The sequence below is a fragment of the Mycobacterium sp. 48b genome, from assembly GCF_048282725.1.
Lineage (GTDB): Bacteria > Actinomycetota > Actinomycetes > Mycobacteriales > Mycobacteriaceae > Mycobacterium.
The window spans coordinates 2,645,003-2,668,406 of the sequence record NZ_JBLVUL010000001.1 but is presented as its reverse complement, the minus strand read 5'-3'; the positions used below and the strand labels follow the sequence as shown (position 1 = coordinate 2,668,406).

Annotated in this window: 18 protein-coding genes and 3 rRNA genes; 4 read left to right on the top strand and 17 right to left on the bottom strand. The window is 63.4% G+C overall.

All coding sequences use genetic code 11. The annotated features are described in order from the left end of the window. Positions 1 to 40 precede the first annotated feature (40 nt). Positions 41 to 1,645, top strand: coding sequence for an adenylate/guanylate cyclase domain-containing protein (locus ACNQR1_RS13040; protein ID WP_418046567.1), 1,605 nt, complete (start codon positions 41 to 43; stop codon positions 1,643 to 1,645). Here ACNQR1_RS13040 and glsA read toward each other — a convergent pair. Next, positions 1,642 to 2,925 (bottom strand): glutaminase A, encoded by a 1,284-nt coding sequence (gene glsA / locus ACNQR1_RS13035; protein ID WP_418046565.1) that lies wholly within the window; start codon positions 2,923 to 2,925, stop codon positions 1,642 to 1,644. The genes ACNQR1_RS13040 and glsA overlap by 4 nt on opposite strands. Before the next feature lie 85 nt (positions 2,926 to 3,010). On the opposite strand from glsA, the gene ACNQR1_RS13030 reads away from it, so the two are divergent. Both ACNQR1_RS13030 and ACNQR1_RS13025 read left to right on the top strand, forming a co-directional pair. Beyond that, entirely contained in the window at positions 3,011 to 4,507 is a 1,497-nt protein-coding gene (locus ACNQR1_RS13030; protein WP_418046563.1) for a DNA-3-methyladenine glycosylase 2 family protein, read from the top strand. Continuing rightward, positions 4,504 to 5,001, top strand: coding sequence for a methylated-DNA--[protein]-cysteine S-methyltransferase (locus tag ACNQR1_RS13025; protein WP_418046561.1), 498 nt, complete (start codon positions 4,504 to 4,506; stop codon positions 4,999 to 5,001). The genes ACNQR1_RS13030 and ACNQR1_RS13025 overlap by 4 nt, the downstream gene beginning before the upstream one ends. 122 nt (positions 5,002 to 5,123) lie before the next feature. Here the strand turns inward: ACNQR1_RS13025 and rrf are convergent. The 4 genes from rrf to murA all read right to left on the bottom strand — a co-directional run bounded on the left by rrf (position 5,124) and on the right by murA (position 12,081). Further along, positions 5,124 to 5,237: ribosomal RNA gene (gene rrf / locus ACNQR1_RS13020) — 5S ribosomal RNA — on the bottom strand. Between the two features lie 153 nt (positions 5,238 to 5,390). Further along, a 23S ribosomal RNA gene (locus ACNQR1_RS13015) occupies positions 5,391 to 8,512 on the bottom strand. Between the two features lie 330 nt (positions 8,513 to 8,842). Beyond that, positions 8,843 to 10,360 (bottom strand): 16S ribosomal RNA (locus ACNQR1_RS13010). Together the 16S, 23S and 5S rRNA genes form the textbook arrangement of a ribosomal RNA operon. 464 nt (positions 10,361 to 10,824) lie before the next feature. Next, positions 10,825 to 12,081: a UDP-N-acetylglucosamine 1-carboxyvinyltransferase gene (gene murA / locus ACNQR1_RS13005; RefSeq protein WP_036395003.1), complete on the bottom strand. Its 1,257-nt coding sequence runs from the start codon at positions 12,079 to 12,081 to the stop codon at positions 10,825 to 10,827. Positions 12,082 to 12,178: 97 nt separating this feature from the next. Here murA and ACNQR1_RS13000 point away from each other — a divergent pair, with 97 nt between their 5' ends. After that, complete coding sequence (locus ACNQR1_RS13000; RefSeq protein ID WP_418046559.1) at positions 12,179 to 12,757, top strand: cob(I)yrinic acid a,c-diamide adenosyltransferase; 579 nt, start codon at positions 12,179 to 12,181, stop codon at positions 12,755 to 12,757. Between the two features lie 2 nt (positions 12,758 to 12,759). On the opposite strand, the gene ACNQR1_RS12995 is transcribed toward ACNQR1_RS13000, so the two are convergent. The 12 genes from ACNQR1_RS12995 to ACNQR1_RS12940 form a co-directional block, all read right to left on the bottom strand. Continuing rightward, a complete protein-coding gene (locus ACNQR1_RS12995; protein ID WP_418046557.1) occupies positions 12,760 to 13,206 on the bottom strand; it encodes a DUF2550 domain-containing protein in 447 nt (148 codons plus the stop codon). 15 nt (positions 13,207 to 13,221) lie between these two features. Continuing rightward, the gene (locus tag ACNQR1_RS12990) at positions 13,222 to 13,587 is read right to left on the bottom strand and encodes a F0F1 ATP synthase subunit epsilon (protein ID WP_090428637.1); all 366 of its coding nucleotides are present in this window, start codon (positions 13,585 to 13,587) and stop codon (positions 13,222 to 13,224) included. A gap of 63 nt (positions 13,588 to 13,650) precedes the next feature. Continuing rightward, complete coding sequence (gene atpD / locus ACNQR1_RS12985; protein ID WP_044519623.1) at positions 13,651 to 15,078, bottom strand: F0F1 ATP synthase subunit beta; 1,428 nt, start codon at positions 15,076 to 15,078, stop codon at positions 13,651 to 13,653. Positions 15,079 to 15,119: 41 nt separating this feature from the next. Then, a complete protein-coding gene (locus ACNQR1_RS12980; RefSeq protein WP_418046555.1) occupies positions 15,120 to 16,043 on the bottom strand; it encodes a F0F1 ATP synthase subunit gamma in 924 nt (307 codons plus the stop codon). 7 nt (positions 16,044 to 16,050) lie between these two features. Continuing rightward, positions 16,051 to 17,700: a F0F1 ATP synthase subunit alpha gene (gene atpA / locus ACNQR1_RS12975; RefSeq protein ID WP_418046553.1), complete on the bottom strand. Its 1,650-nt coding sequence runs from the start codon at positions 17,698 to 17,700 to the stop codon at positions 16,051 to 16,053. Positions 17,701 to 17,757: 57 nt separating this feature from the next. Further along, positions 17,758 to 19,095, bottom strand: coding sequence for a F0F1 ATP synthase subunit B/delta (locus ACNQR1_RS12970; RefSeq protein WP_418046551.1), 1,338 nt, complete (start codon positions 19,093 to 19,095; stop codon positions 17,758 to 17,760). Further along, a complete protein-coding gene (locus ACNQR1_RS12965; protein ID WP_418046549.1) occupies positions 19,096 to 19,611 on the bottom strand; it encodes a F0F1 ATP synthase subunit B in 516 nt (171 codons plus the stop codon). It lies immediately after the preceding gene. A gap of 9 nt (positions 19,612 to 19,620) precedes the next feature. After that, entirely contained in the window at positions 19,621 to 19,881 is a 261-nt protein-coding gene (locus ACNQR1_RS12960; RefSeq protein WP_003888102.1) for a F0F1 ATP synthase subunit C, read from the bottom strand. Between the two features lie 88 nt (positions 19,882 to 19,969). Beyond that, positions 19,970 to 20,746, bottom strand: a complete 777-nt coding sequence (gene atpB / locus ACNQR1_RS12955; protein WP_418046547.1) for a F0F1 ATP synthase subunit A — start codon at positions 20,744 to 20,746, stop codon at positions 19,970 to 19,972. Positions 20,747 to 20,756: 10 nt separating this feature from the next. After that, on the bottom strand, positions 20,757 to 21,203 hold the full coding sequence (locus ACNQR1_RS12950) for an ATP synthase subunit I (protein WP_418046545.1): 447 nt from the start codon (positions 21,201 to 21,203) through the stop codon (positions 20,757 to 20,759). Between the two features lie 266 nt (positions 21,204 to 21,469). Continuing rightward, positions 21,470 to 22,693: a UDP-N-acetylglucosamine--decaprenyl-phosphate N-acetylglucosaminephosphotransferase gene (gene rfe / locus ACNQR1_RS12945; protein WP_418050355.1), complete on the bottom strand. Its 1,224-nt coding sequence runs from the start codon at positions 22,691 to 22,693 to the stop codon at positions 21,470 to 21,472. Positions 22,694 to 22,724: 31 nt separating this feature from the next. After that, on the bottom strand, positions 22,725 to 23,387 hold the full coding sequence (locus ACNQR1_RS12940) for an L-threonylcarbamoyladenylate synthase (protein ID WP_418046543.1): 663 nt from the start codon (positions 23,385 to 23,387) through the stop codon (positions 22,725 to 22,727). Between the last annotated feature and the right edge of the window lie 17 nt (positions 23,388 to 23,404).

The window sequence follows — 23,404 nt, the reverse complement described above, 5'->3', positions numbered from 1 at the left end:
CACCTTAAGGGCATCCCGAACGAACTAGGCTGACGCCACAATGAACTCCGACAAATCGCTGGCACGACGGCTGGGTCGCGTCCTTGAAGGTGTCACCCGCCAGAACAGCCGGCTCCCGGCCACACCGGAATACGGATCGTGGGTACTGGGCCGGGTCTCGGAGAGCCAGCGCCGGCGCAGGGTGCGCATTCAGGTCATCCTGACGGCGTTCGTGATCCTGGGGAACCTGCTCGGTATCGGCATCTCGATGATCATCGTCACGCTGCTGTTCCCCACCCCCGGCGTGTTCGACCCGCCGGTCCGCTGGATCACCTTCATCGTGGCCCCCGCATACATGGCCACCGCGTTGATCGTCGGGGTGTTCTGGGCGACGACCCGGGTCATCGACAACGTGCGCTGGGCCATCGAGGAACGCCCACCCACCGTTGCCGATCAGCGGAACACCTTCCTCGCCCCGTTCCGGCTCACCCGGGTGCTGCTGATCCTGTGGGGCGTGGGCACCGCGTTGTTGACGACGCTCTACGGCCTGGTCGACACCAATTACATTCCGAAGTTCCTGCTGGGCATCAGTTTTCCCGGCATCGTCGTGTCGGTCAGCTGCCATCTGTTCACCGAGTTCGCACTGCGGCCGGTCGCCGCGCAGGCGCTGGAGGCGGGCCCGCCGCCGGTACGCCTGGCGCAGGGCATCATGGGTCGCACCATGGTGGTGTGGGCGCTGAGCTCGGGCGTGCCCATCCTGGGCATCATGCTGGCCGCGGTGTTCGCCGTGACGCTCAACAACCTCACCCCGGTCCAATTCGCCTACGCCGTCATCGGTCTCGGTTCGTTCGCGCTGGTGTTCGGATTCCTGCTGATGTGGATCGTGTCCTATCTGACCGCAACCCCGATCCGCGTCGTGCGCGCAGCCCTCAACCGGGTCGAGCAGGGTGATCTGAACACGAATCTTGTGGTGTTCGACGGCACCGAATTGGGCCAGCTGCAACGCGGATTCAACTCGATGGTGCACGGCCTGCGCGAACGCGAACGGGTCCGCGATCTGTTCGGCCGACACGTGGGCCGCGAGGTGGCCGCACTGGCCGAGCAGGAGAAGCCCGTCCTCGGCGGCGAGGAACGCCACGCGGCAGTGATTTTCGTCGACGTCATCGGTTCGACGCAATTGGTCACCACGCGGCCTGCGGTCGAGGTGGTCGATCTGCTGAACCGCTTCTTCGCAGTCATCGTCGATGAGGTCGACAATCACCGCGGCCTGGTCAACAAGTTCGAGGGTGACGCGATACTCGCCGTATTCGGTGCGCCGGTGTCGCTACCCAACGCCGAGGACGAAGCCCTGGGCGCCGCGCGGGCGATCGCGCGGCGGCTGCGTGCCGAGGTGCCTGAACTCAAGGCAGGAATCGGCGTCGCGGCCGGTCAGGTGGTGGCAGGCAACGTCGGGGCGAAACAACGCTTCGAATACACCGTGATCGGGGAACCGGTCAACGAGGCCGCGCGTCTGTGCGATTTCTCCAAGCAGGTGCCCGGACACCTGGTGGCCTCGTCGGACACCATCGCCAATGCGTCCGAAACCGAAAGGGCCTGTTGGTCGCTGGGTGAATCGGTCACTCTGCGGGGTCTCGGCGAGCCGACCCGGGTGGCCGTACCGGCCTAGCGGGCGCCCCTTTGCCGTGCCGCCTCGACCGCGTCGTCGAGGCTGCGGAAGACGATGGCGTCGTAGTCGTCGCGCCGGTCCTCCGGCACCACACGTCCGTCGGGGTCGACGAGGTAGGCATCCTTGCCTGCGGCCGCCAGGCTGGCCCGCATCCCGGTCAGCATGCCGCGCGCGGCATCGTCGATGTCATCGACCCGGGTCACGTCCAGCACGGCGACGTCATATGTCCCGCGATCGTGCTCAGCTGTCCGCAACACCTGCTCGGCCCCGGCGAACAACAGATCGCCCTGTACCTCGTAGACCCGAATGTCGGGGCTGACCTCGAACACCGCCCGCAACGTCGATGACGACTCACGGCCGACCGTGAGGAAGTGAAGCCCCAACTGCGAGGAAAGGTTGCGGCACACCTGCACCCCGCGCACGCTGTTGCCGCGGACATCCAGACGCGGTGAATAGACACCGATGCCGAGTTGGCCGGGCAGCACCGCGACGATGCCGCCGCCCACGCCGCTCTTGGCAGGCATGCCGACCGCGCTCACCCAATCGCCTGTCGCGTCGTACATTCCGCAGGTCACCATCACGCTGAGGGTTCGCCGGACCACCTTGGCATCGATGACACGCCGGCCGGTCAGCGGGTTGAACCCACCCCGGGCCAGGGTGGCGGCCATCCGGGCCAGGTCCGTGCTGGTCACCTTGACCGAGCACTGGCGGTAGTACACGTCCAGCACCTCGTCCGGATCGCCGTCCAGCACACCGAAACTGGTCAGCATGTACGCGATCGCCCGATTGCGGTTGCCGGTCGTCTTCTCCGAGGCGTACACCTCCGGGTCGATCTCGAGTCGTCGGCCCGCACACGCCGAATAGAACTCGTGGATGCGTTCGAACCTCTCGTCGGCACTCGCCCCGGGGACCAGCGAAACCGCCGCAATGGCACCGGCATTGATCATGGGATTCTTCGGAGTCTTGGTCACGTCGTCCACGCTGATCTCGTTGAACGCCTCACCTGAGGGTTCGACGCCGATCCTGGCGTCGACGGCGTCCTGACCGATCTGGTCCAGCGCCAGTGCGTACGTGAACGGCTTCGAGATGGACTGGATGGTGAATTCCACTGCAGTGTCGCCGGATTCGTAGACATATCCGTCCGAGGAGGACAGGCTCAGGCCGAAGCCCTCCGGATCGACTTTGGCGAGCTCGGGGATATAGCTCGCCAGGTCGCCATCCCGCAGGTCGATCTGCTCGGCACGGATCCGGTCCAGGTATTGCTGTACCAGCTCGGCCACAGGTCGCAGTCTAGCCACCACCGCTCCCACGACCATGTCGTTTTTCCGCTAGTGATGTGCCGGTTGCCGTGCCATCGTGGATGACATGCACGAAGATTTCGACCGCTGTTACCGGGCAGTCCAGTCCAAGGACGCACGGTTCGACGGCTGGTTCGTCACCGCCGTGCTCACCACAGGCATCTACTGCCGCCCCAGTTGCCCGGTACGGCCCCCGTTCGCCCGCAACATGCGGTTCTACCCGACCGCGGCCGCCGCCCAGGCCGCCGGCTTCCGAGCCTGCAAACGCTGCCGCCCTGACGCGTCGCCGGGGTCCCCCGAGTGGAACATACGCGGCGACATCGTGGCGCGGTGCATGCGGCTGATCGCCGACGGCACCGTGGACCGCGAAGGGGTGACCGGACTGGCCGCCCGCGTCGGCTACACGAGCCGGCAGTTGCAGCGCATCATGCAGGCCGAGTTGGGGGCCAATCCCCTGGCGCTGGCCCGGGCGCAACGCACGCAGACGGCCCGGGTGCTGATCGAAACCACCGAGCTGCCGTTCGCCGACGTGGCGTTTGCTGCCGGCTTCGCCAGCATCCGACAGTTCAACGACACCGTGCGCGCCGTGTGTGACCTGACGCCCACCGACTTGCGGTTGCGGGCCCGCAACCGATTCGCCGCCGATGCTTCTTCTGCTGCGCCCGGTGTTCTGTCATTGCGGCTGCCGGTGCGGACCCCGTTCTCGTACGAAGGGTTGTTCGGCCATCTGGCGGCCAGTGCGGTGCCGGGGTTGGAGGAGGTGCGCGACGGGCAGTTCCGGCGCACGCTGCGGCTGCCGCACGGCCATGGCGTGGTCGGCCTGACACCGCAGCCCGATCATGTCCGTTGCCAGTTGGTGCTCGAGGATTTCCGCGACCTGTCCGCCGCGATCGCGCGGTGCCGACGCCTCCTGGATCTCGATGCCGATCCCGAGGCGGTGGTCGAGGCGCTCCAGTCCGATCCGCGGCTCGCAGCGGTCGTCGCCAAGGCGCCGGGCCAACGCATCCCCCGCACGGTCGACGAATCCGAATTGGCACTCAGGGTGGTGATCGGCCAACAGGTGTCGATCAAAGCGGCCTGCACACACGTCGGACGCCTCGTCGCCGGCTACGGGTCCGCGCTCTCCGACGAGGACGGAGGGCTGACCCACGTGTTCCCCGGCATCAGCGATCTCGCCGGCCTGGACCCGAGCCATCTGGCGATGCCGGCGTCCAGAAAGAGGACGGTCACCGCTTTGGTGGCGGCCATCGCCGACGGTGAGCTGGTCCTCGATCCGGGCTGCGACTGGGAGCGGGCACGAGCGCAGCTGCTCGCACTCCCCGGGGTCGGGCCGTGGACGACGGAAGTGATCGCCATGCGCGGCCTCGGTGATCCAGACGCCTTCCCCGCCACCGATCTCGGCGTCCGCGCGGCCGCCGCCCTTCTGGACCTGGGCCCGGACGAACTCGTCGAACACAGCACGAGATGGCGCCCATGGCGCGCGTACGCGACGCAACACCTGTGGACCACACTGGACCACGCGGTGAACGAATGGCCCCCGACCGATCGACAGGAGAAGTCATGACGACACTGCACTACCGCACCATGGACAGCCCGGTCGGACTCCTCACGCTGGCGGGCTGCGACGGAAAGCTCATGCACCTGCGCATGGTCGATCAAACCTACGAACCGAGCCGCGAGGGGTGGGAGGCCGACGACACAGCGTTCTCCGATGCCGTCGATCAACTCGACGCGTACTTCGCCGGCGAGCGTACGGAATTCGACCTCGAGTTGGACATGGTCGGAACGCAGTTTCAGCGCCGGGTCTGGGACGCCCTTCGGACCATTCCTTACGGGGAGACCTGCTCTTACGGCGAGATCGCCCGTCAGATCGGTTCGCCGGCAGCGTCGCGAGCCGTCGGCCTGGCCAATGGACACAATCCGATCGGCATCATCGTGCCGTGCCATCGGGTGATCGGTGCCAATGGCAACCTCACAGGTTACGGCGGGGGGCTGGGCCGCAAGCGTGCATTGTTGGAATTGGAGAAAAGCCGCACGGTGCCGGCACTTTTCAATTGAGATATGACTGGGGCGCTTTTTCAATTACCTAATTGAAAAAGCGCCCCTATTGCCACTTGTGCCCACATACAAAAATGCCCGGGCCCTCCAATCGAAATTGGAGGGCCCGGGACTTAATTTGTGTTCGGCGGTGTCCTACTTTTCCACCCGAGAGGGTAGTATCATCGGCGCTGGCAGGCTTAGCTTCCGGGTTCGGGATGGGACCGGGCGTTTCCCTGCCGCTATGGACCGCCGTAACTCTATTCACTCGTTTTTGAGTGTAAACCTGTGTGTTTTGGTGGTGGGGTGCGGTGTGCACGCCCGACACAAGTGTCGTGTGTGTTTGTGGTGTGGTTGCGTAGCAGATGTGTGTCTTACTGAAACTCATCAAACATTTGGTGTTTGTTGGTTGTTGTAAGTTTTCGGCCGGTTAGTGCCAGTTCCCTGCACCTATTACTAGGCTTCCAGGTCTGGTCTATCAATCCCGTGGTCTGCGGGGGGCCTTATCCCTCTAAAAGGGTGAGAAGCCTGGTCTTGGAGGGGGTTTCCCGCTTAGATGCTTTCAGCGGTTATCCTGTCCGAACGTGGCTATCCAGCGGTGCTCCTGGTGGAACAACTGGTATACCAGAGGTTCGTCCGTCCCGGTCCTCTCGTACTAGGGACAGATTTCCTCAAGCTTCTGACGCGCGCGGCGGATAGAGACCGAACTGTCTCACGACGTTCTAAACCCAGCTCGCGTGCCGCTTTAATGGGCGAACAGCCCAACCCTTGGGACCTGCTCCAGCCCCAGGATGCGACGAGCCGACATCGAGGTGCCAAACCATCCCGTCGATATGGACTCTTGGGGAAGATCAGCCTGTTATCCCCGGGGTACCTTTTATCCGTTGAGCGACACCCCTTCCACTCAGAGGTGCCGGATCACTAGTCCCGACTTTCGTCCCTGCTCGACATGTACGTCTCGCAGTCAAGCTCCCTTGTGCACTTACACTCAACACCTGATTGCCGTCCAGGTTGAGGGAACCTTTGGGCGCCTCCGTTACATTTTGGGAGGCAACCGCCCCAGTTAAACTACCCACCAGGCACTGTCCCTGAACCGGATATACGGTCCGAGGTTAGAGGCCCAATACGATCAGAGTGGTATTTCAACAACGACTCCACCCACACTGGCGTGTGAATTTCACAGTCTCCCACCTATCCTACACAAACCGTATCGAGCACCAATACCAAGTTGTAGTGAAGGTCCCGGGGTCTTTTCGTCCTGCCGCGCGTAACGAGCATCTTTACTCGTAGTGCAATTTCGCCGAGTCTATGGTTGAGACAGTTGAGAAGTCGTTACGCCATTCGTGCAGGTCGGAACTTACCCGACAAGGAATTTCGCTACCTTAGGATGGTTATAGTTACCACCGCCGTTTACTGGGGCTTAAATTCTCTGCTTCACCCCGAAGGGTTAACAGGTCCTCTTAACCTTCCAGCACCGGGCAGGCGTCAGTCCGTATACATCGTCTTGCGACTTCGCACGGACCTGTGTTTTTAGTAAACAGTCGCTTCTCACTGGTTTGTGCCACCCCCTCCCGCTGCCGGCCGCAAGAGCCTTGACGATATGGGGGTCCCCCTTCTCCCGAAGTTACGGGGGCATTTTGCCGAGTTCCTTAACCATAGTTCACTCGTACGCCTTAGTATTCTCTACCTGACCACCTGTGTTGGTTTGGGGTACGGGCCGTGTATGTCCTCGCTAGAGGCTTTTCTTGGCAGCATAGGATCACCGAATTCGCCTCAAACGGCTATGCATCACCTCTCAGGAATATGAAACGCGGATTTGCCTACGTTTCTCCCTACCGGCTTACCCCAGTACAACCACTGACTGGTACGGCTACCTTCCTGCGTCACCCCATCGCTTGACTACTACCCACCGGGGTCCCACGCAGCCCCGTCAACGCCTCACCCCGAAGGGATCGGTCACGACGGTTTTGGATGGTTAGCACAATGGATTCATCATGGACGCACATACACGGGTACGGGAATATCAACCCGTTGTCCATCGACTACGCCTGTCGGCCTCGCCTTAGGTCCCGACTCACCCTGGGAGGACTGGCCTGGCCCAGGAACCCTTGGTCTTTCGGCGGGCAAGGTTCTCACTTGCCTATTCGCTACTCATGCCTGCATTCTCACTCCCACACCCTCCACAGCTAGATCACTCTGCTGCTTCACCGGATGCAGGACGCTCCCCTACCCAACGATAAATCGTTGCCGCGGCTTCGGCGGTGTACTTGAGCCCCGCTACATTATCGGCGCACAATCACTTGACCAGTGAGCTATTACGCACTCTTTCAAGGGTGGCTGCTTCTAAGCCAACCTCCTGGTTGTCTTCGCGACTGCACATCCTTTTCCACTTAGTACACGCTTAGGGGCCTTAGCCGGCGATCTGGGCTGTTTCCCTCTCGACGCACGGAGCTTATCCCCCGCCGTCTCACTGCCACATTCTTGGACTTGTCGGCATTCGGAGTTTGGCTGACGTCAGTAACCCTGTGGGGCCCATCGGCCATCCAGTAGCTCTACCTCCAACAAGAAACATGTGACGCTGCACCTAAATGCATTTCGGGGAGAACCAGCTATCACGGAGTTTGATTGGCCTTTCACCCCTACCCACAGCTCATCCCCTCAGTCTTCAACCTAAGTGGGTTCGGGCCTCCACGCGGTCTTACCCGCGCTTCACCCTGGCCATGGGTAGATCACTCCGCTTCGGGTCCAGAACACACCACTACACCACACACTGTTGTGTGGATACGCCCTATTCAGACTCGCTTTCGCTGCGGCTACCCCACACGGGTTAACCTCGCGACATGTCCCTGACTCGCAGGCTCATTCTTCAAAAGGCACGCCATCACCCCACCACAAAGTGGAGGGCTCTGACGGATTGTAAGCGCACGGTTTCAGGTACTATTTCACTCCCCTCCCGGGGTACTTTTCACCATTCCCTCACGGTACTAATCCGCTATCGGTCACTGGGAAGTATTCAGGCTTACCGGGTGGTCCCGGCAGATTCACAGCAGATTTCACGGGCCCGCTGCTACTCGGGAACACCATTAAGGTAGATGTCAGGTTTTCACGTACCGGGCTCTCACCGTCTACGGCAGGTCATCCCAAACCATTTCCGTTAACCACAACATTTTCTCACTACCCTCCAGTCAGGTAGAACTGGAAAAATAGGTCCCACAACCCCGCACACACAACCCCTACCCGGTATCACATGCATACGGTTTAGCCATCCTCCGCTTTCGCTCGCCACTACTCACGGAATCACTTTTGTTTTCTCTTCCTACGGGTACTGAGATGTTTCACTTCCCCGCGTTCCCTCCTGCACCCTATGTATTCAGATACAGGTAACACGACATCACTCGTGCTGGGTTTCCCCATTCGGACATCCTCGGATCAACGCTCGGTTGGCAGCTCCCCGAGGCATATCGCAGCCTCCAACGTCCTTCATCGGCTCCCAGTGCCAAGGCATCCACCATGCGCCCTTAAACACTTACAACACAAAAACCAAAAAATGAGTTTCAAAAGAAATTGCACATCAACACACAAAAAAGCGACACCCACCCGAAGGCCGGCGCCACACTCCTGCGTGCTAGATGCTCGCAACCACTATCCACAAATCAAACACCACACCCCACCACCAAAGTGAGGCAACAACACACCCCCTGCCCCCAACGGGACAGGACTGCGGGCCTGTTGTCTCAAAGCCCAATAGTGTGTCTGGCAGTTTCAGAAGTTTGTTGTGCACCAAGCCGGCGCCACTACAGCGCTCCAGCTCCTCACGGCTACATCCCCACCAATTGGAGATGTTTATCGTGGTGCTCCTTAGAAAGGAGGTGATCCAGCCGCACCTTCCGGTACGGCTACCTTGTTACGACTTCGTCCCAATCGCCGATCCCACCTTCGACGGCTCCCTCCACAAGGGTTAGGCCACCGGCTTCGGGTGTTACCGACTTTCATGACGTGACGGGCGGTGTGTACAAGGCCCGGGAACGTATTCACCGCAGCGTTGCTGATCTGCGATTACTAGCGACTCCGACTTCACGGGGTCGAGTTGCAGACCCCGATCCGAACTGAGACCGGCTTTGAAAGGATTCGCTCCACCTCACGGCATCGCAGCCCTTTGTACCGGCCATTGTAGCATGTGTGAAGCCCTGGACATAAGGGGCATGATGACTTGACGTCATCCCCACCTTCCTCCGAGTTGACCCCGGCAGTCTCTCACGAGTCCCCACCATTACGTGCTGGCAACATGAGACAAGGGTTGCGCTCGTTGCGGGACTTAACCCAACATCTCACGACACGAGCTGACGACAGCCATGCACCACCTGCACACAGGCCACAAGGGAACCAATATCTCTACTGGCGTCCTGTGCATGTCAAACCCAGGTAAGGTTCTTCGCGTTGCATCGAATTAATCCACATGCTCCGCCGCTTGTGCGGGCCCCCGTCAATTCCTTTGAGTTTTAGCCTTGCGGCCGTACTCCCCAGGCGGGGTACTTAATGCGTTAGCTACGGCACGGATCCCAAGGAAGGAAACCCACACCTAGTACCCACCGTTTACGGCGTGGACTACCAGGGTATCTAATCCTGTTCGCTCCCCACGCTTTCGCTCCTCAGCGTCAGTTACTGCCCAGAGACCCGCCTTCGCCACCGGTGTTCCTCCTGATATCTGCGCATTCCACCGCTACACCAGGAATTCCAGTCTCCCCTGCAGTACTCTAGTCTGCCCGTATCGCCCGCACGCCCACAGTTAAGCTGTGAGTTTTCACGAACAACGCGACAAACCACCTACGAGCTCTTTACGCCCAGTAATTCCGGACAACGCTCGGACCCTACGTATTACCGCGGCTGCTGGCACGTAGTTGGCCGGTCCTTCTTCTATAGGTACCGTCACTTGCGCTTCGTCCCTATTGAAAGAGGTTTACAACCCGAAGGCCGTCATCCCTCACGCGGCGTCGCTGCATCAGGCTTGCGCCCATTGTGCAATATTCCCCACTGCTGCCTCCCGTAGGAGTCTGGGCCGTATCTCAGTCCCAGTGTGGCCGGTCACCCTCTCAGGCCGGCTACCCGTCGTCGCCTTGGTAGGCCATTACCCCACCAACAAGCTGATAGGCCGCGGGCCCATCCCACACCGCAAAAGCTTTCCACCACACCCCATGAAGAGCGCGGTCCTATTCGGTATTAGACCCAGTTTCCCAGGCTTATCCCAAAGTGCAGGGCAGATCACCCACGTGTTACTCACCCGTTCGCCACTCGAGTACCCCGAAGGGCCTTTCCGTTCGACTTGCATGTGTTAAGCACGCCGCCAGCGTTCGTCCTGAGCCAGGATCAAACTCTCCAAACAAAAACTCCCCATCCAAAGACGAGGCAGAATTCAATCAGAAAAATCCGATCACAAACAAAAGACACCAACAATCTGGCATCAAAAAAACAGCCACCCATCATGATCGGAAGACGGGGAGTCCCCCAAAATGAGTGGCAAAAAACAACAAACAAAAACCACCAAACACACTATTGAGTTCTCAAACAACAGACTTTTTCTTCTTTGTCACCCTGTTTTGGGGCAACCCCACCAGCTTAATCGGAACCTTGCCGGCAAGTCAAGTTGCTTCATCCTGGCTTATTTCATCCGGTCTGAGGCAACCTCGCCAGCTTAGTACGTTCTCGGCTGGCTTGTCAAGTCGCTCTGGCCCCGGGGGTTTTCCCCGCTCCGCGGCGACTTCAAAAGATTAGCGCGCGTCAGCCTTCAAGGTCAAATCGGCTGGTCAGCGCGATTTCGAGGCTGAAAGCCAGGCTCGAACGTGCTGCCTAAGAGCCTACTCTTTCGATCTCGGCTCCGAGGCTCAACAGGTTTTCCACGAACAACGGATATCCGCGGTCGATGTGGAACACGTCGTGGACCTCGGTTTCACCGTCGGCGACCAAGCCGGCGAGCACCAGGCCGGCACCGGCCCGGATATCCGAAGACCACACCGGTGCACTCGAAAGCTGCGGGATCCCCCGCACAACGGCATGGTGGCCGTCCGTCCGCGCATCGGCACCCAACCGGATCATCTCCTCGACGAACCGGAAGCGGGCTTCGAACACGTTCTCGGTGATCATCGACGTACCGTCGGCGACCGCGGCCAGCCCGATCGCCATCGGCTGCAGGTCGGTCGGAAATCCCGGGAACGGCAGCGTCGCCACATTGACCGCTTTCGGGCGCTCGTACTGCACCACCCGGAAACCGTCGTCGTTCTGCGTCACGGTCGCGCCGGCGTCATGCAACTTGTGCAGCACCAGCTGCAGGTGTTGTGGGTCTACGCCGGTCACCGAGATGTCACCGCGCGTCATCGCCGCGGCTATCCCCCACGTCGCCGCGACGATCCGGTCACCGATCACCCGGTGTTGCGTGGGATAGAGCCGATCGACACCGGTGATCGTCAGCGTCGACGTGCCCGCGCCGCTGACCTTGGCACCCATCTGATTGAGCATCGCGCAGATGTCGACGATGTCAGGCTCGCGCGCGGCGTTGTGGATCGTGGTGACGCCTTCGGCCAACACCGCGGCCATCAGGATGTTCTCGGTCGCCCCCACCGACGGGAACTCCAGCTGGATCTCGGCACCGCGCAGATGGTCGGCCTCGGCCACCACACAGCCGTGCTCGATATTGCAGGTGGCACCCAGTTGGCGCAGTCCGGCCTGGTGCATGTCCAGCGGCCGCGACCCGATCGCGTCACCCCCCGGGAGCGCAACCTTGGCCTTCCTGCAGCGGCCGACCAGAGGACCCAGCACACACACCGACGCACGGAACTGACGCACCGCCGCGAAATCGGCGTCGTACTTGGGCTCGTCGGGCGACGTGATACGCACGGTGTCGCCGTCGAGCTCGACCGTGGCACCCAACCCCCGCAGAACCTCCGCCATCAGCGGAACATCCAGGATGTCGGGGCAATTGGTGATCGTGCTGGTGCCTTCGGCCAGCAACGAGGCGGCCATCAGTTTCAGCACACTGTTCTTCGCACCGCCGACAGCAACTTCGCCTGATAACCGGTTTCCTCCGGTCACCAAGAAACGCTCGCTCACGCCGGTCAGTGTAAACAGCCCGCCGTCGAGTTTCTGCCTGCTCGGACAGATCCGGCGGCCGCGGCCGGCCGGTTCTCAAGCCCGGTACGGTTCAGCTATGGCGGTTCATCTCACCCGTATCTATACCCGCACCGGCGACGACGGCACGACCGGGCTGAGTGACTTCAGCAGGGTTTCCAAGAATGATTCGAGGTTGGCGGCCTACGCCGACTGTGACGAAGCCAACGCCGCCATCGGCGTCGCGGTGGCCATGGGCGAACCCGGTCAGCAAATCCTGGCGGTGTTGCGTCAGATTCAGAACGACCTGTTCGACGCGGGCGCAGACCTTTCCACGCCGGTCGTGGAGAACCCCGAGTACCCGCCCCTGCGGATCTCGCAGCCCTACATCGACCGGCTGGAGAAGTGGTGCGATGAGTTCAACGAAGCGCTGCCCGCGCTGAACTCGTTCATCCTGCCCGGCGGCACTCCCCTGTCGGCGCTGCTGCACGTCGCTCGAACGGTGGCTCGCCGCGCGGAACGCTCGGCATGGATCGCGGTGCAGGAGCACGGGGATTCGGTGAGCGTTCTGCCGGCGAAGTACCTCAACCGGCTGTCGGATCTGTTGTTCATCCTGTCGCGGGTGGCGAACCCGGACGGGGACGTGCTCTGGAAGCCTGGCGGCGGAACCGAGAAATAGCTTCAGTAGTTGCGGCGGCGAGCTCGCGGTGAGGGCCGCGACTCGAGCCATGAGGTGAACGCCGTCAGGGCGCCCCGGTCCAGGGCGATCTCGTAGCCCTGCCGGCGTTCGGGACTGTTGTCGCGCAATTCGAGAATCACCGTTGCGTCGGTCATGATGTCGAACTCATCGCCCCGCGGGGCACGGCGCGACACCACTTCCAGCCCTCGCCGGCTCAATCGTCGATCAGGCCACCAGCGGATGCTGGACAGCCGGTAGAAGCCGGCCTCGCCACCGCGGTAGCGCATCACGCCGTGGCGCCAGCCACTGCCCCCGTCGGCCGGAACGTCGCGCAGGATCGCAGCCGTTCCACCAACCTGTCGCAGCTTCCACAGTCGGTAGCTCAGCGCACCGGCCAAAACGGCCAGAACGCAGACGAGCGCGACCATGACAATCATGGGCGCGCTCATCTGTCGTCTCTGTCGTCAGTCGATCTGGCCGAGAGCGCGCAGGCGCGCCCGACCCCATGCCGCTGTCTGCTCGTCGTCGGACTCCGCGTCCTGCTTGGCGGAGTCGGCGTCGATCTCGGATTCGAACTGAGCGTTCTCCACCAAGATCCGCACCGTCTCCTCCGTCACCGACAGGAAACCGCCATCGACGGCGATGCGCAGATCGTCCTCGCCTTCGCGCTCGACCCGCACCATGGCGTCGTCGACCAGCTGCGCCACCAACGGAATGTGGCGCGGCAGGATGCCGATCTCACCAGCGGTGGTCCGGGTGAAGACGAACGTAGCGGTGCCGGACCAGAGCTCACGCTCGACGGCAACGATCTCGACGTTCAAGTCAGCCATTCCACACCACCTTTCCGAGGGAAGAGACGAGCTCAACCCATTGGTTCTTCGCGCAAGCGCTCATCACAGCTTGGCGCCGAGGCTTTCGGCCTTCTTCGCCAGGTCGTCCAGACCACCGATGAGGAAGAACGCCTGCTCGGGCAGGTGATCGAACTCGCCCTTGGCCAGCTTGTCGAAGGCCTCGATGGTCTCCTTGAGCGGCACGGTCGAACCCGGCTGACCGGTGAACTGCTCGGCCGCCATCATGTTCTGGCTCAGGAAGCGCTCGATCTTACGGGCGCGGTACACCAGAACCTTGTCCTCTTCCGACAGCTCGTCGATACCGAGGATGGCGATGATGTCCTGGAGATCCTTGTAGCGCTGCAGGATCCGGATGACTTCCTGGGCGACGCGGTAGTGCTCGTCGCCGACGACGCTGGGGTGCAGGATCGTCGAGGACGAAGCCAGCGGGTCCACCGCGGGGAAGATGCCCTTCGAGAACACCGCACGCGAAAGCTCCGTGGTGGCATCCAGGTGGGCGAAGGTGGTCGCCGGCGCCGGGTCGGTGTAGTCGTCGGCGGGCACGTACACGGCCTGCATCGAGGTGATGGACCGGCCACGGGTCGAGGTGATGCGCTCCTGCAGCTCACCCATCTCGTCGGCCAGCGTCGGCTGGTAACCCACGGCCGAAGGCATACGACCCAGCAGGGTCGAAACCTCGGAACCGGCCTGGGTGAACCGGAAGATGTTGTCGATGAAGAGCAGCACGTCCTGGTTCTGCTCGTCACGGAAGTACTCGGCCATGGTCAGGGCCGACAGGGCGACGCGCATACGGGTGCCTGGCGGCTCGTCCATCTGGCCGAACACCAACGCGGTGTCCTTGAGCACGTTGGCGTCGGCGAGCTCGACCCACAGGTCGTTGCCCTCACGGGTGCGCTCACCCACGCCGGCGAACACCGAGGTACCACCGAAGTTGCGGGCAATACGGTTGATCATCTCCTGGATCAGAACCGTCTTACCGACGCCGGCACCACCGAACAGGGCGATCTTGCCACCACGCACGTACGGCGTGAGCAGGTCGACGACCTTCAGACCGGTCTCCAGCATCTCGGTGCGGGGCTCCAGGTCGGCGAAGGCCGGCGGCTTGCGGTGGATCGACCAGTGGTCGAAGTCCTTGCCGTAGCCGGGCTCGTCGAGGCAGTCACCGAGGGCGTTGAACACGTGGCCCTTGACGCCGTCGCCGACCGGCACCGAGATCGAGGCGCCGGTGTCGCGGACGTCGGTGCCACGCACCAGGCCGTCGGTGGGCTGCATGGAGATGCAGCGCACCAGGTTGTCGCCGAGGTGCTGGGCAACCTCAAGCGTCAGGGTCTTCGCGAGCGCACCGTAGGTGATGTCGGCGTGCAGCGCGTTGAACAGCTCGGGCACGGCACCGCGCGGGAACTCAATATCCACCACCGGGCCGGTGATGCGGACTACGCGGCCCGCGGTCTTTTCTGCAGTAGCAGTCATTCTCTCTTCGCTTTCCTACGAGGCTTTCGTCTTTGGTCCGGCTAGCGCGCGTCGGCCAGCGCGTTCGCGCCGCCCACGATCTCGCTGATTTCCTGGGTGATCTGCGCCTGACGTTCACGGTTGGCCGCGAGCGTGAGTGCCTTGATCAGATCGTCGGCGTTGTCGGTGGCCGACTTCATGGCGCGCCGGCGCGAAGCCGACTCCGAGGCCGCGGCCTCCAGCAGTGCTGCGTACACGCGGGTGGCGATGTAGCGCGGCAGGAGCGCGTCGAACAGGTCCTCGGCATTCGGCTCGAACGAATACAGCGTGTGCGGACCGGTTTCCGGCTCACCGACGTACTCGACGACCAACGGCGCGATCCGATGGGCCACCGCGGTCTGCGAGAGCATCGAACGGAACTCGGTGGAGACGATGTGCAGTTCGTCGACACCCAAGATGCCGTCGGCTCCCGCATCGTCGCCGTCGTCGTCAGCGCCGGACATGAACGCCTGCACCAGGGTGTCGGCGATCTCCTTGGCGTCCTCGTAGGTGGGCCGCTCGGAGAAGCCGGTCCACGACTGGGTCACCGTCCGCTGGCGGAAGCTGTAGTAGCCCAACGCTTTCCGGCCGACGACGTAGAGCACCGGGTTCTTGCCCTCTTCCCGCAGCAGCGAGAACAGTTCTTCGGCCCGGCGCAGCACGTTGGCGTTGTAACCGCCGCAGAGACCGCGGTCCGAGGACACCACCAGCACACCGGCGCGCTTGGGGTTCTCCCGCTGAACGAGCAGCGGGTGATCCAGCGCGCTGGCACCGGCCAGCTCGGTGAGCATGTTGGTGATCTCGGTGGAGTAGGGCCGGGCCGCGTCGACCCGGGCCTGCGCCTTGGCGATCCGCGACGTGGCGATCAGCTCCTGGGCCTTCGTGATCTTCTTGATCGACGAAGCCGAGCGGATACGCCCGCGTAGCTCGCGAAGTGTGGCTGCCATTGGTTACCTAGGCCTTCTTCGGAGCCGGCTTGCGGACCTTGACCGATTCCTTCTCCAGGTCCTCGGGGTCGAGTGCGTCGGCATCGGCCTCCTTGACAACCACGGAGCTGCCGTCGGTGGCGGCGAAGCCCTTCTTGAACTCGTTGATGACCGAGACCAGCTTCTCCTCGCTCTCCTCGGAGAGCTTCTTGGTCTCCTTGATCCCGGTGAGGATCTCGGAGTGGCTGGCCTTCACGTGCTCCAGCAGCTCGGACGAGAAGCGCGAGACGTCCTCGGCGGGAACCGAATCCAGGTGGCCCTGGGTACCGAGGAAGATCTCGATGACCTGGTCCTCGACCGCCAGCGGGCTGTACTGGGCCTGCTTGAGCAGCTCGACCAGGCGGACACCGCGGTCCAGCTGGGCCTTGGAGGCCGCATCCAGGTCCGAGGCGAAGGCCGCGAAGGCCTCCAGCTCGCGGTACTGCGACAGGTCCAGACGCAGTGAGCCGGCGACCTCTTTCATGGCCTTGATCTGCGCGGCGCCACCGACGCGGGACACCGACACACCGACGTTCACGGCCGGGCGCACACCCTGGTTGAACAGGTCGGACTCCAGGAAGCACTGACCGTCGGTGATCGAGATGACGTTGGTCGGGATGTAGGCCGAGATGTCGTTGGCCTTGGTCTCGATGATCGGCAGGCCCGTCATCGAACCACCGCCCAGCTCGTCGGAGAGCTTCGCGCAACGCTCCAGCAGACGCGAGTGCAGGTAGAAGACGTCACCGGGGTATGCCTCGCGGCCCGGCGGGCGACGCAGCAGCAGCGAGATGGCGCGGTAGGCCTCGGCCTGCTTGGTCAGGTCGTCGAAGACGATCAGCACGTGCTTGCCGTCGTACATCCAGTGCTGGCCGATGGCCGAGCCGGTGTACGGCGCCAGCCACTTGAAGCCGGCCGGATCGGAGGCGGGGGCCGCGACGATGGTGGTGTACTCCATCGCGCCGCCCTCTTCCAGCGCGCGCTTCACGCTGGCGATGGTGGTGCCCTTCTGGCCGACGGCGACGTACACGCAGCGCACCTGCTGCTTGGGGTCACCGGTCAGCCAGGCTTCGCGCTGGTTCAAGATGGTGTCGACGCAGACCGCGGTCTTGCCGGTCTTGCGGTCACCGATGATCAGCTGACGCTGTCCGCGGCCGATCGGGGTCATGGCGTCGATGGCCTTGATACCGGTCTGCAGCGGCTCGCCGACGCCCTGGCGCTGAACCACCGAAGGGGCCTGCAGCTCGAGTGCGCGCCGCTCGTCGGCGGCGATGTCACCCTGGCCGTCGATCGGCTGGCCGAGCGGGTTGACGACGCGACCGAGGAACGCGTCGCCGACCGGCACCGAGAGCACCTCGCCGGTCCGCTTGACCTGCTGGCCCTCTTCGATCTTCTCGAACTCACCCAGGATCACGGCGCCGACGCTGTGCTCGTCGAGGTTGAGCGCCACACCCAACACACCGCCCGGGAACTCGAGGAGCTCCTGGGTCATGACCGAGGGCAGGCCCTCGACGTGAGCGATGCCGTCACCGGCGTCGACGACGGTGCCGATCTCTTCGCGCTCGGTGTCGGCGGAAAACGAGGATACGTAGTCCTCGATGGCACCTTCGATATCAGCAGCCGAGATTGTCAACTCTGCCATGGTTTTTCGTCTTCCTACCTTGTTCTTGGGGTGGTTCTGGGGTTGCCAGCGCCGAGGTCAGTCCGGCAGCTGGGTGGCCGCTGCGGCCAGTCGTGACGAGATCGAGCCGTCGATCACTTCGTCTCCGACGGTGATCGACAGACCACCGAGCAGTTCCGGGTCGACGTGCAACTGCACCGACACCGGGTGTCCGTAGATGCGCGTGAGCACCTCCGACAGCCGGGTCCGCTGAGCATCGGTCAGGTCAGCCGCGGCGGTCACGTGAGCGACCACTTCACCGCGGCGGGCGACTGCGAGCTCGGCGAGGTCGATGACGGCCTCATCGGCACGCTCACCGCGCAGCAGCCCCACAGTCTGGGCCAGCAGCGCCGCAGCCGTCCCGTTTCCACTCGCGTTACCGCCGATCACCTTGTCGAGCAAGGCGATTCGACCGTCGACCGGCGCGGTGTAGTCACTGAGCAAGGCCGAGAGCTTGGGCTCGGCGTCGAGCAGGCGGCCGAACCGGAACAACTGGTCCTCCACCTCGTCGACCTCACCGCCGATCTCGGCGCGCTTGAGCAGCGCCAGACGAGCGGTGTGTTCAATCGCGTCGACCAGGTTCGATTCGGTCGACCAACGCTGCGAGACCGCGGTCCGCAGCACATCCAGGGTGGTGTTGCCGACCTGGCCCGACAGCAGGCGATCGACCAGCTCGACCTTGGCGGCGGCGTTGTCGGTCGGCTCGGCCAGATGCCTGGTGAGCACCGACTCCGACAGCAGCACCTTGGCCACCGAGGTCAGCTCCTCGGCCAGGGTGGTCAGGCCGTCGGCGTCCAGACCGCTTGCGATGGAGTCGAACTTGTCGACCACGACCGCCAGCGACTCGCGGCTGGCCGCGCGCAGCTTTGCCGTGGCGGCGGTGTCGATCACCACGGTCGACGGGGCCATCTGGTCCAGCTCGGCGAGGAACCGGTCGACGGTGGCCGCCTGCGCGGCCGGGTCGGCGACGTGCGCCCGGACCAGAGCGTCGGCCTTGGCCACCGACTCCGATCCGAGACCGGTCCGCAGCTGGCGGATGAGCTGCTGGCGCATCAGCTGAACCTGCTGAGCGCCCTGCGCCTTGATCCGCTCGGCCTCGGTGCCGGCCTGCTCGGCCAGCTGAGCGGTGATCCGCTCGGAGTCCTGCGAGGCCTCGTCGGTCACCTTGGTCGATTCGGCCTTGGCGTCGGCGAGTGCCTTGGCATGCATCTCATCGGCATCGGCGAGCTTCTTGGCCGCCTCGGCGCTCTCGGCGAGAGCGACCCGCACGGCTTCCTGCTGCTTCTGCATCAGGTTCCGCACCGGCGGCACCACCCACTTGATGATGATGAATGCGATGACGGCAAAGCCGATCAGCTGCCCGATAAATATCGACATCTACTGCGTCCCACCTGATTTCACGTCGACGCCCAAAATTCGGCTGGCCAGGGTCTGCGACAGCCCGTCCACCGACGACTCCAGCCCCGACCGCACCTCGGCGCTCTGGGCAGCAAGCTGCTCATCGGCCTGGCGCACTGTCGCGGCCACTTCGGTGCCGGCCTCGGCACGCTTGGCGTCGACCACCTCGCGACCCGCGGCGCGGGCCTCGTCACGGATTGCCGATGCCTGGGTACGAGCCCCGGCCATCGCCTCGTTGTAGTCGGCCTGTGCCGCGGCCACCTGCTCGGCCGACTTCCGATTGTCGGCGGCGGTCTTCGCCAGCATCGCTTCGCGCTCTGCCAGCACCTTGCCGACCGGTGGCACAACCCATTTCCAGATCACTGCCAGCGTGATCAAGAAAATGATCAGCACAGCGAAGAAGGTGCCGTTGGGGACCAGGAAGTTGCTCTGGCCCCCTCCGCCTTCCTCCGCTGCCTGGCCGGCAGCCAGGATCGTTGCGCTCAGTTCACCCATGCTGATGGACTACTGCAGGCCCGGGGTGGCGAAGACGAACAGCGCCATGAAGGCCAGGTTGATGAAGTACGCGGCCTCCACCAGACCGACGGTGATGAAGAACGGGGTGAACAGCCGGCCCTGGGCCTCGGGCTGCCGGGCGATACCCGAGATCAGCGCGTTACCCGCGATACCGTCACCGATACCGGCGCCGATGGCGCCGCCGCCCATGATCAAACCGCCACCGATCAGCGCGCCGGCCGTGATGAGGGCGTTGGGGTCGAGTTCCATTCCTTTTATCCTCCTTGATAACTGGTGGCTGTGCCGCCAGAGGTTCGTGTGATGCGGTTGTAGGGGTCAGATATGCGGATCAGTGGGCTTAATGATCATCGTGCTCGAGCTCCATCGACTGGCTGAAGTACAGGATCGTCAGCAGCGAGAAGATGAATGCCTGGATCAGGCCGACGAAGAGGTCGAAGGTCTTCCAGATCGCGTTCGGTGCCCACTGGATGTACCAGGGGAACATCGCGATCAGCGCGACCAGGATGCCGCCGGCGAAGATGTTGCCGAAAAGACGGAGGGCCAGCGAGATCGGCTTGGCGAGTTCCTCGACGATGTTGATCGGCATCAGCGCAGTGACGTGTCCCTTGAGCAACTGCTTCGGGTGGCCGAGGATGCCGCGACGCCAGATGCCGGCCGCGTGGTAGCAGACGAACACGAACAGGGCCAGGGCCAGAACGAAGTTGATGTCAGAGGCCGGCGGCTTGTACCACTCCGCAGCCGCGCCGTCAGCCCCGCCGTACTGGAGCGGAAGAACGGCGAGCCAGTTGGAGATCAGGATGAACGAGAACAGCGCCACAGCCAGGGGCAGCACGAACGGCGCGACCTTCATACCGATCGAGCTCTCGATCTGACTGCGCATCTGGATGGTCAGGGCCTCCCAGAACAGCTGCACCCCGCCGGGCACGCCGGTCGAGGTGACCTTGGCCCGCAGGACGAACGCCAGGGCGATCACGATCACCGCGGTGATCGCGGTGGCCAGGATGGTGTCACCGTTGAACGTCATCCCGAACAGCTCGAACACCATCGTGTGGTGGCCGACGTGGATGGCGGCGCCACCCTCTTCGGCAGCGAGCACGGTCGTCGTCTGAGTCATTTAAGTCAGCTCAACCCTTCGATTCCGTATCCAAGACATCCAGGCCGTTCGAGCGGATCTTCCGCAGCACGGGGATGCTGGTGCTCATCACCAGCAGAGCCTGGAAAATCGCCAGCCCGAACAGCACCGCGATGCCGCCCGAGGTTTTGAAGACAAATGCGATGGCGAGTGCGATCGCAGTGATGACCAGCAGCCGCGTCGCGGAGTTCACGGCCATCTTCTTCTTCAGGGGGTGGTCTTCGGCCGTGATCGCTTCGACGGCCCGGCGCACCAGCAGTGCGTTGACCAAGCCGAGGCCCAGGCCGACACCGAAGAAGACGCCGAAGAGAATGTGTCCGGTGAATCCGGCGGCCAGAATGGCCAGCGCGGTCAGTGCGACGCAAACAATCAGTAGACGCAGTGGCCGGAAAGCCACCGACGGGAACACCAACGGCGCGTTCTGCGCTGGTGTCGTCACTGATTCACCCCAATCCCGCTGTCACGAAACGCTGCACCCTCGGAGATGCCAACGGTTGCTGCCCCCTGGCAAAACCCTGTGTGCGCCCGACGAGAATATCGGAGGGCGGCGGGCGGGCTCGATGCACCCACGGGGTAGCTCCCTTTGTCGGTCGTTGATCGGCACCTGACGGTTCGTCGAACCGAGGGGCCGGGCCGGCAACCCGCGAGGTTTTTCGGGTTCTGGCAGCACCCTAACACATGGTAGGCACCCCTAAACGAGGCCTACTACTTTTTGTCGTACTTCGCTTCGTGCTCGTCTTCGGACACTCCGTTCCCGCGTTGCAACAGGGGTATCAGTGTCACCACGATGGCCACCACAATGGCGGCCGCGACGACCGCTCCGGTGTAGCGCGGATCGAAGAAAATCGTCGCTGCGGCGCCGAAAGCGATGATGCCCACCCACAGGTAGATCAGGAGCACGGCGCGGCGGTGGGAGTGCCCGATCTGCAGCAGGCGGTGATGCAGATGCATCTTGTCGGGACTGAGCGGACTGCGGCCGGCCCGGGTGCGACGCACGATGGCCAGCAACGTATCCAGCGCGGGCACCAGCATCACGGCGATCACCAGCAGGAACGGTGACATCAGCGCGAAGACATCGCGGGCGCCGTAGGCGTTCTGCGAGATCGGTCCGGCGGCCGTGGTCGACGCCGCACCCAGCATCAGGCCGATCAGCATCGACCCGGAGTCGCCCATGAAGATCTTGGCCCGGTGGAAGTTGTGCGGCAGGAAGCCCAGGCAGGCCCCGGCCAGAACCACCGAGATCACCGCGGGCGGATAGAACAGCACGTCGCCGCCGTGGTCACGCAGCAGTCCCACCGAGAACACACAGATGGCCAGGGCGGTGATGAGCCCGAGCCCGGCGGCCAGACCGTCGAGCCCGTCGACGAAGTTCATCGCGTTGACGATCGAGACCGTGAGTGCCAGCGTCAGCAGGATCGAGGACACCTGGTCGAGCACGATGGTGCCCACTCCCCCGAACGGGATGTAGAGCACGCTCCATGCCACGCCCATGGTGACCAGCACGCTGGCCGCGGTGATCTGCCCGGCGAATTTCGTCAGGGCGTCCAGACCCCACCGGTCGTCGATCAGCCCGATCGCCATGATCAGCCCGCCCGCCACCACGACCGCGGGCATGCCGGTGGAGTAGACGAAACCCCGTGTGAGTGCCGGCAATTGGGAGGCCAGCAGCACCGCGGCGGCCACTCCGATGTACATCGCCAGCCCACCCATCCGTGGGGTCGGCTGCACATGGACGTCGCGTTCGCGGGGGTAGGCGACCGCGCCGAGCCGAATGGCCAGCACGCGCACCCAGCCGGTGGCGAAGTAGGTGATGATCGCAGCGGTAAGGCCGACGAGCGCCAGCTCGCGCAGCGGTACACCGGCACCCTGGTCCGACAGGGCGAGAAGCCCGGCCTGACTCGCGGAGATCAATTGGTCGCCGGCCGTCATCACCGATGAACCGTACTGCAGCAAGCTGAGATCACTCCGTAGGTGTTGTTGTGAGCGTGGACGTTTCCACGCCGACGACCCTAGCGATGTCCGCTGCACTGATCGGGCCGGTCCGCAGGATGCGTGGCTGGGGGCCGGTGAGGTCGACGATGGTGGATGCGGCCTGCTGTTCGGCCGGGCCGCCGTCGAGATAGACCTCGACCTTGTCACCGAGTTGCTCGTGCGCCTGGGCTGCGGTCACCGCCGCGGGCCGGCCCGAGACATTGGCACTGGACTGCGCCATAGGCCCGACTTCCCGCAGCAATTCGATGGCCACCGGGTGCAGCGGCATCCGCAGCATGACGCTGCCGTTGGCGTCGCCGAGATCCCACTGCAGGGACGGTGCCTGCGTGACCACCAGGCTCAGTGCGCCCGGCCAAAATGCGCGGATCAATTCGCGCGCGGCCGGCGGCACCGAATAGACCAGCCCGTCGATGGTGTTCCACGACCCGACGAACACACCGACCGGCATGTTGCGGCCCCTGCCCTTGGCGGCCAGCAGCGCCCCCACGGCTTCCGAGTCGAACGCGTCGGCGCCGATACCGTAGACGGTGTCGGTCGGCATCACCACCAGCCGGCCGCCTTTGACCGCGCTGACCGCCGAGGCGATACCGCTCGCACGCTGATCGGCGTCGGTGCAATCGAAGATGGTCATGTCGGCTCCCCGGTCGG

What these genes read in the sequence shown, in the direction of transcription:
- ACNQR1_RS13025 (WP_418046561.1), top strand. Translation starts at nt 4,504, where the DNA reads ATGACGACACTGCACTACCGCACCATGGACAGCCCGGTCGGACTCCTC.
- ACNQR1_RS12965 (WP_418046549.1), bottom strand. Translation starts at nt 19,611, where the DNA reads ATGGGTGAACTGAGCGCAACGATCCTGGCTGCCGGCCAGGCAGCGGAG.
- ACNQR1_RS12980 (WP_418046555.1), bottom strand. Translation starts at nt 16,043, where the DNA reads ATGGCAGCCACACTTCGCGAGCTACGCGGGCGTATCCGCTCGGCTTCG.
- ACNQR1_RS13030 (WP_418046563.1), top strand. Translation starts at nt 3,011, where the DNA reads ATGCACGAAGATTTCGACCGCTGTTACCGGGCAGTCCAGTCCAAGGAC.
- ACNQR1_RS13040 (WP_418046567.1), top strand. Translation starts at nt 41, where the DNA reads ATGAACTCCGACAAATCGCTGGCACGACGGCTGGGTCGCGTCCTTGAA.
- ACNQR1_RS12970 (WP_418046551.1), bottom strand. Translation starts at nt 19,095, where the DNA reads ATGTCGATATTTATCGGGCAGCTGATCGGCTTTGCCGTCATCGCATTC.
- ACNQR1_RS12940 (WP_418046543.1), bottom strand. Translation starts at nt 23,387, where the DNA reads ATGACCATCTTCGATTGCACCGACGCCGATCAGCGTGCGAGCGGTATC.
- atpA (WP_418046553.1), bottom strand. Translation starts at nt 17,700, where the DNA reads ATGGCAGAGTTGACAATCTCGGCTGCTGATATCGAAGGTGCCATCGAG.
- ACNQR1_RS12960 (WP_003888102.1), bottom strand. Translation starts at nt 19,881, where the DNA reads ATGGAACTCGACCCCAACGCCCTCATCACGGCCGGCGCGCTGATCGGT.
- ACNQR1_RS13000 (WP_418046559.1), top strand. Translation starts at nt 12,179, where the DNA reads ATGGCGGTTCATCTCACCCGTATCTATACCCGCACCGGCGACGACGGC.
- atpD (WP_044519623.1), bottom strand. Translation starts at nt 15,078, where the DNA reads ATGACTGCTACTGCAGAAAAGACCGCGGGCCGCGTAGTCCGCATCACC.
- rfe (WP_418050355.1), bottom strand. Translation starts at nt 22,693, where the DNA reads ATGACGGCCGGCGACCAATTGATCTCCGCGAGTCAGGCCGGGCTTCTC.
- ACNQR1_RS12995 (WP_418046557.1), bottom strand. Translation starts at nt 13,206, where the DNA reads ATGAGCGCGCCCATGATTGTCATGGTCGCGCTCGTCTGCGTTCTGGCC.
- atpB (WP_418046547.1), bottom strand. Translation starts at nt 20,746, where the DNA reads ATGACTCAGACGACGACCGTGCTCGCTGCCGAAGAGGGTGGCGCCGCC.
- ACNQR1_RS12990 (WP_090428637.1), bottom strand. Translation starts at nt 13,587, where the DNA reads ATGGCTGACTTGAACGTCGAGATCGTTGCCGTCGAGCGTGAGCTCTGG.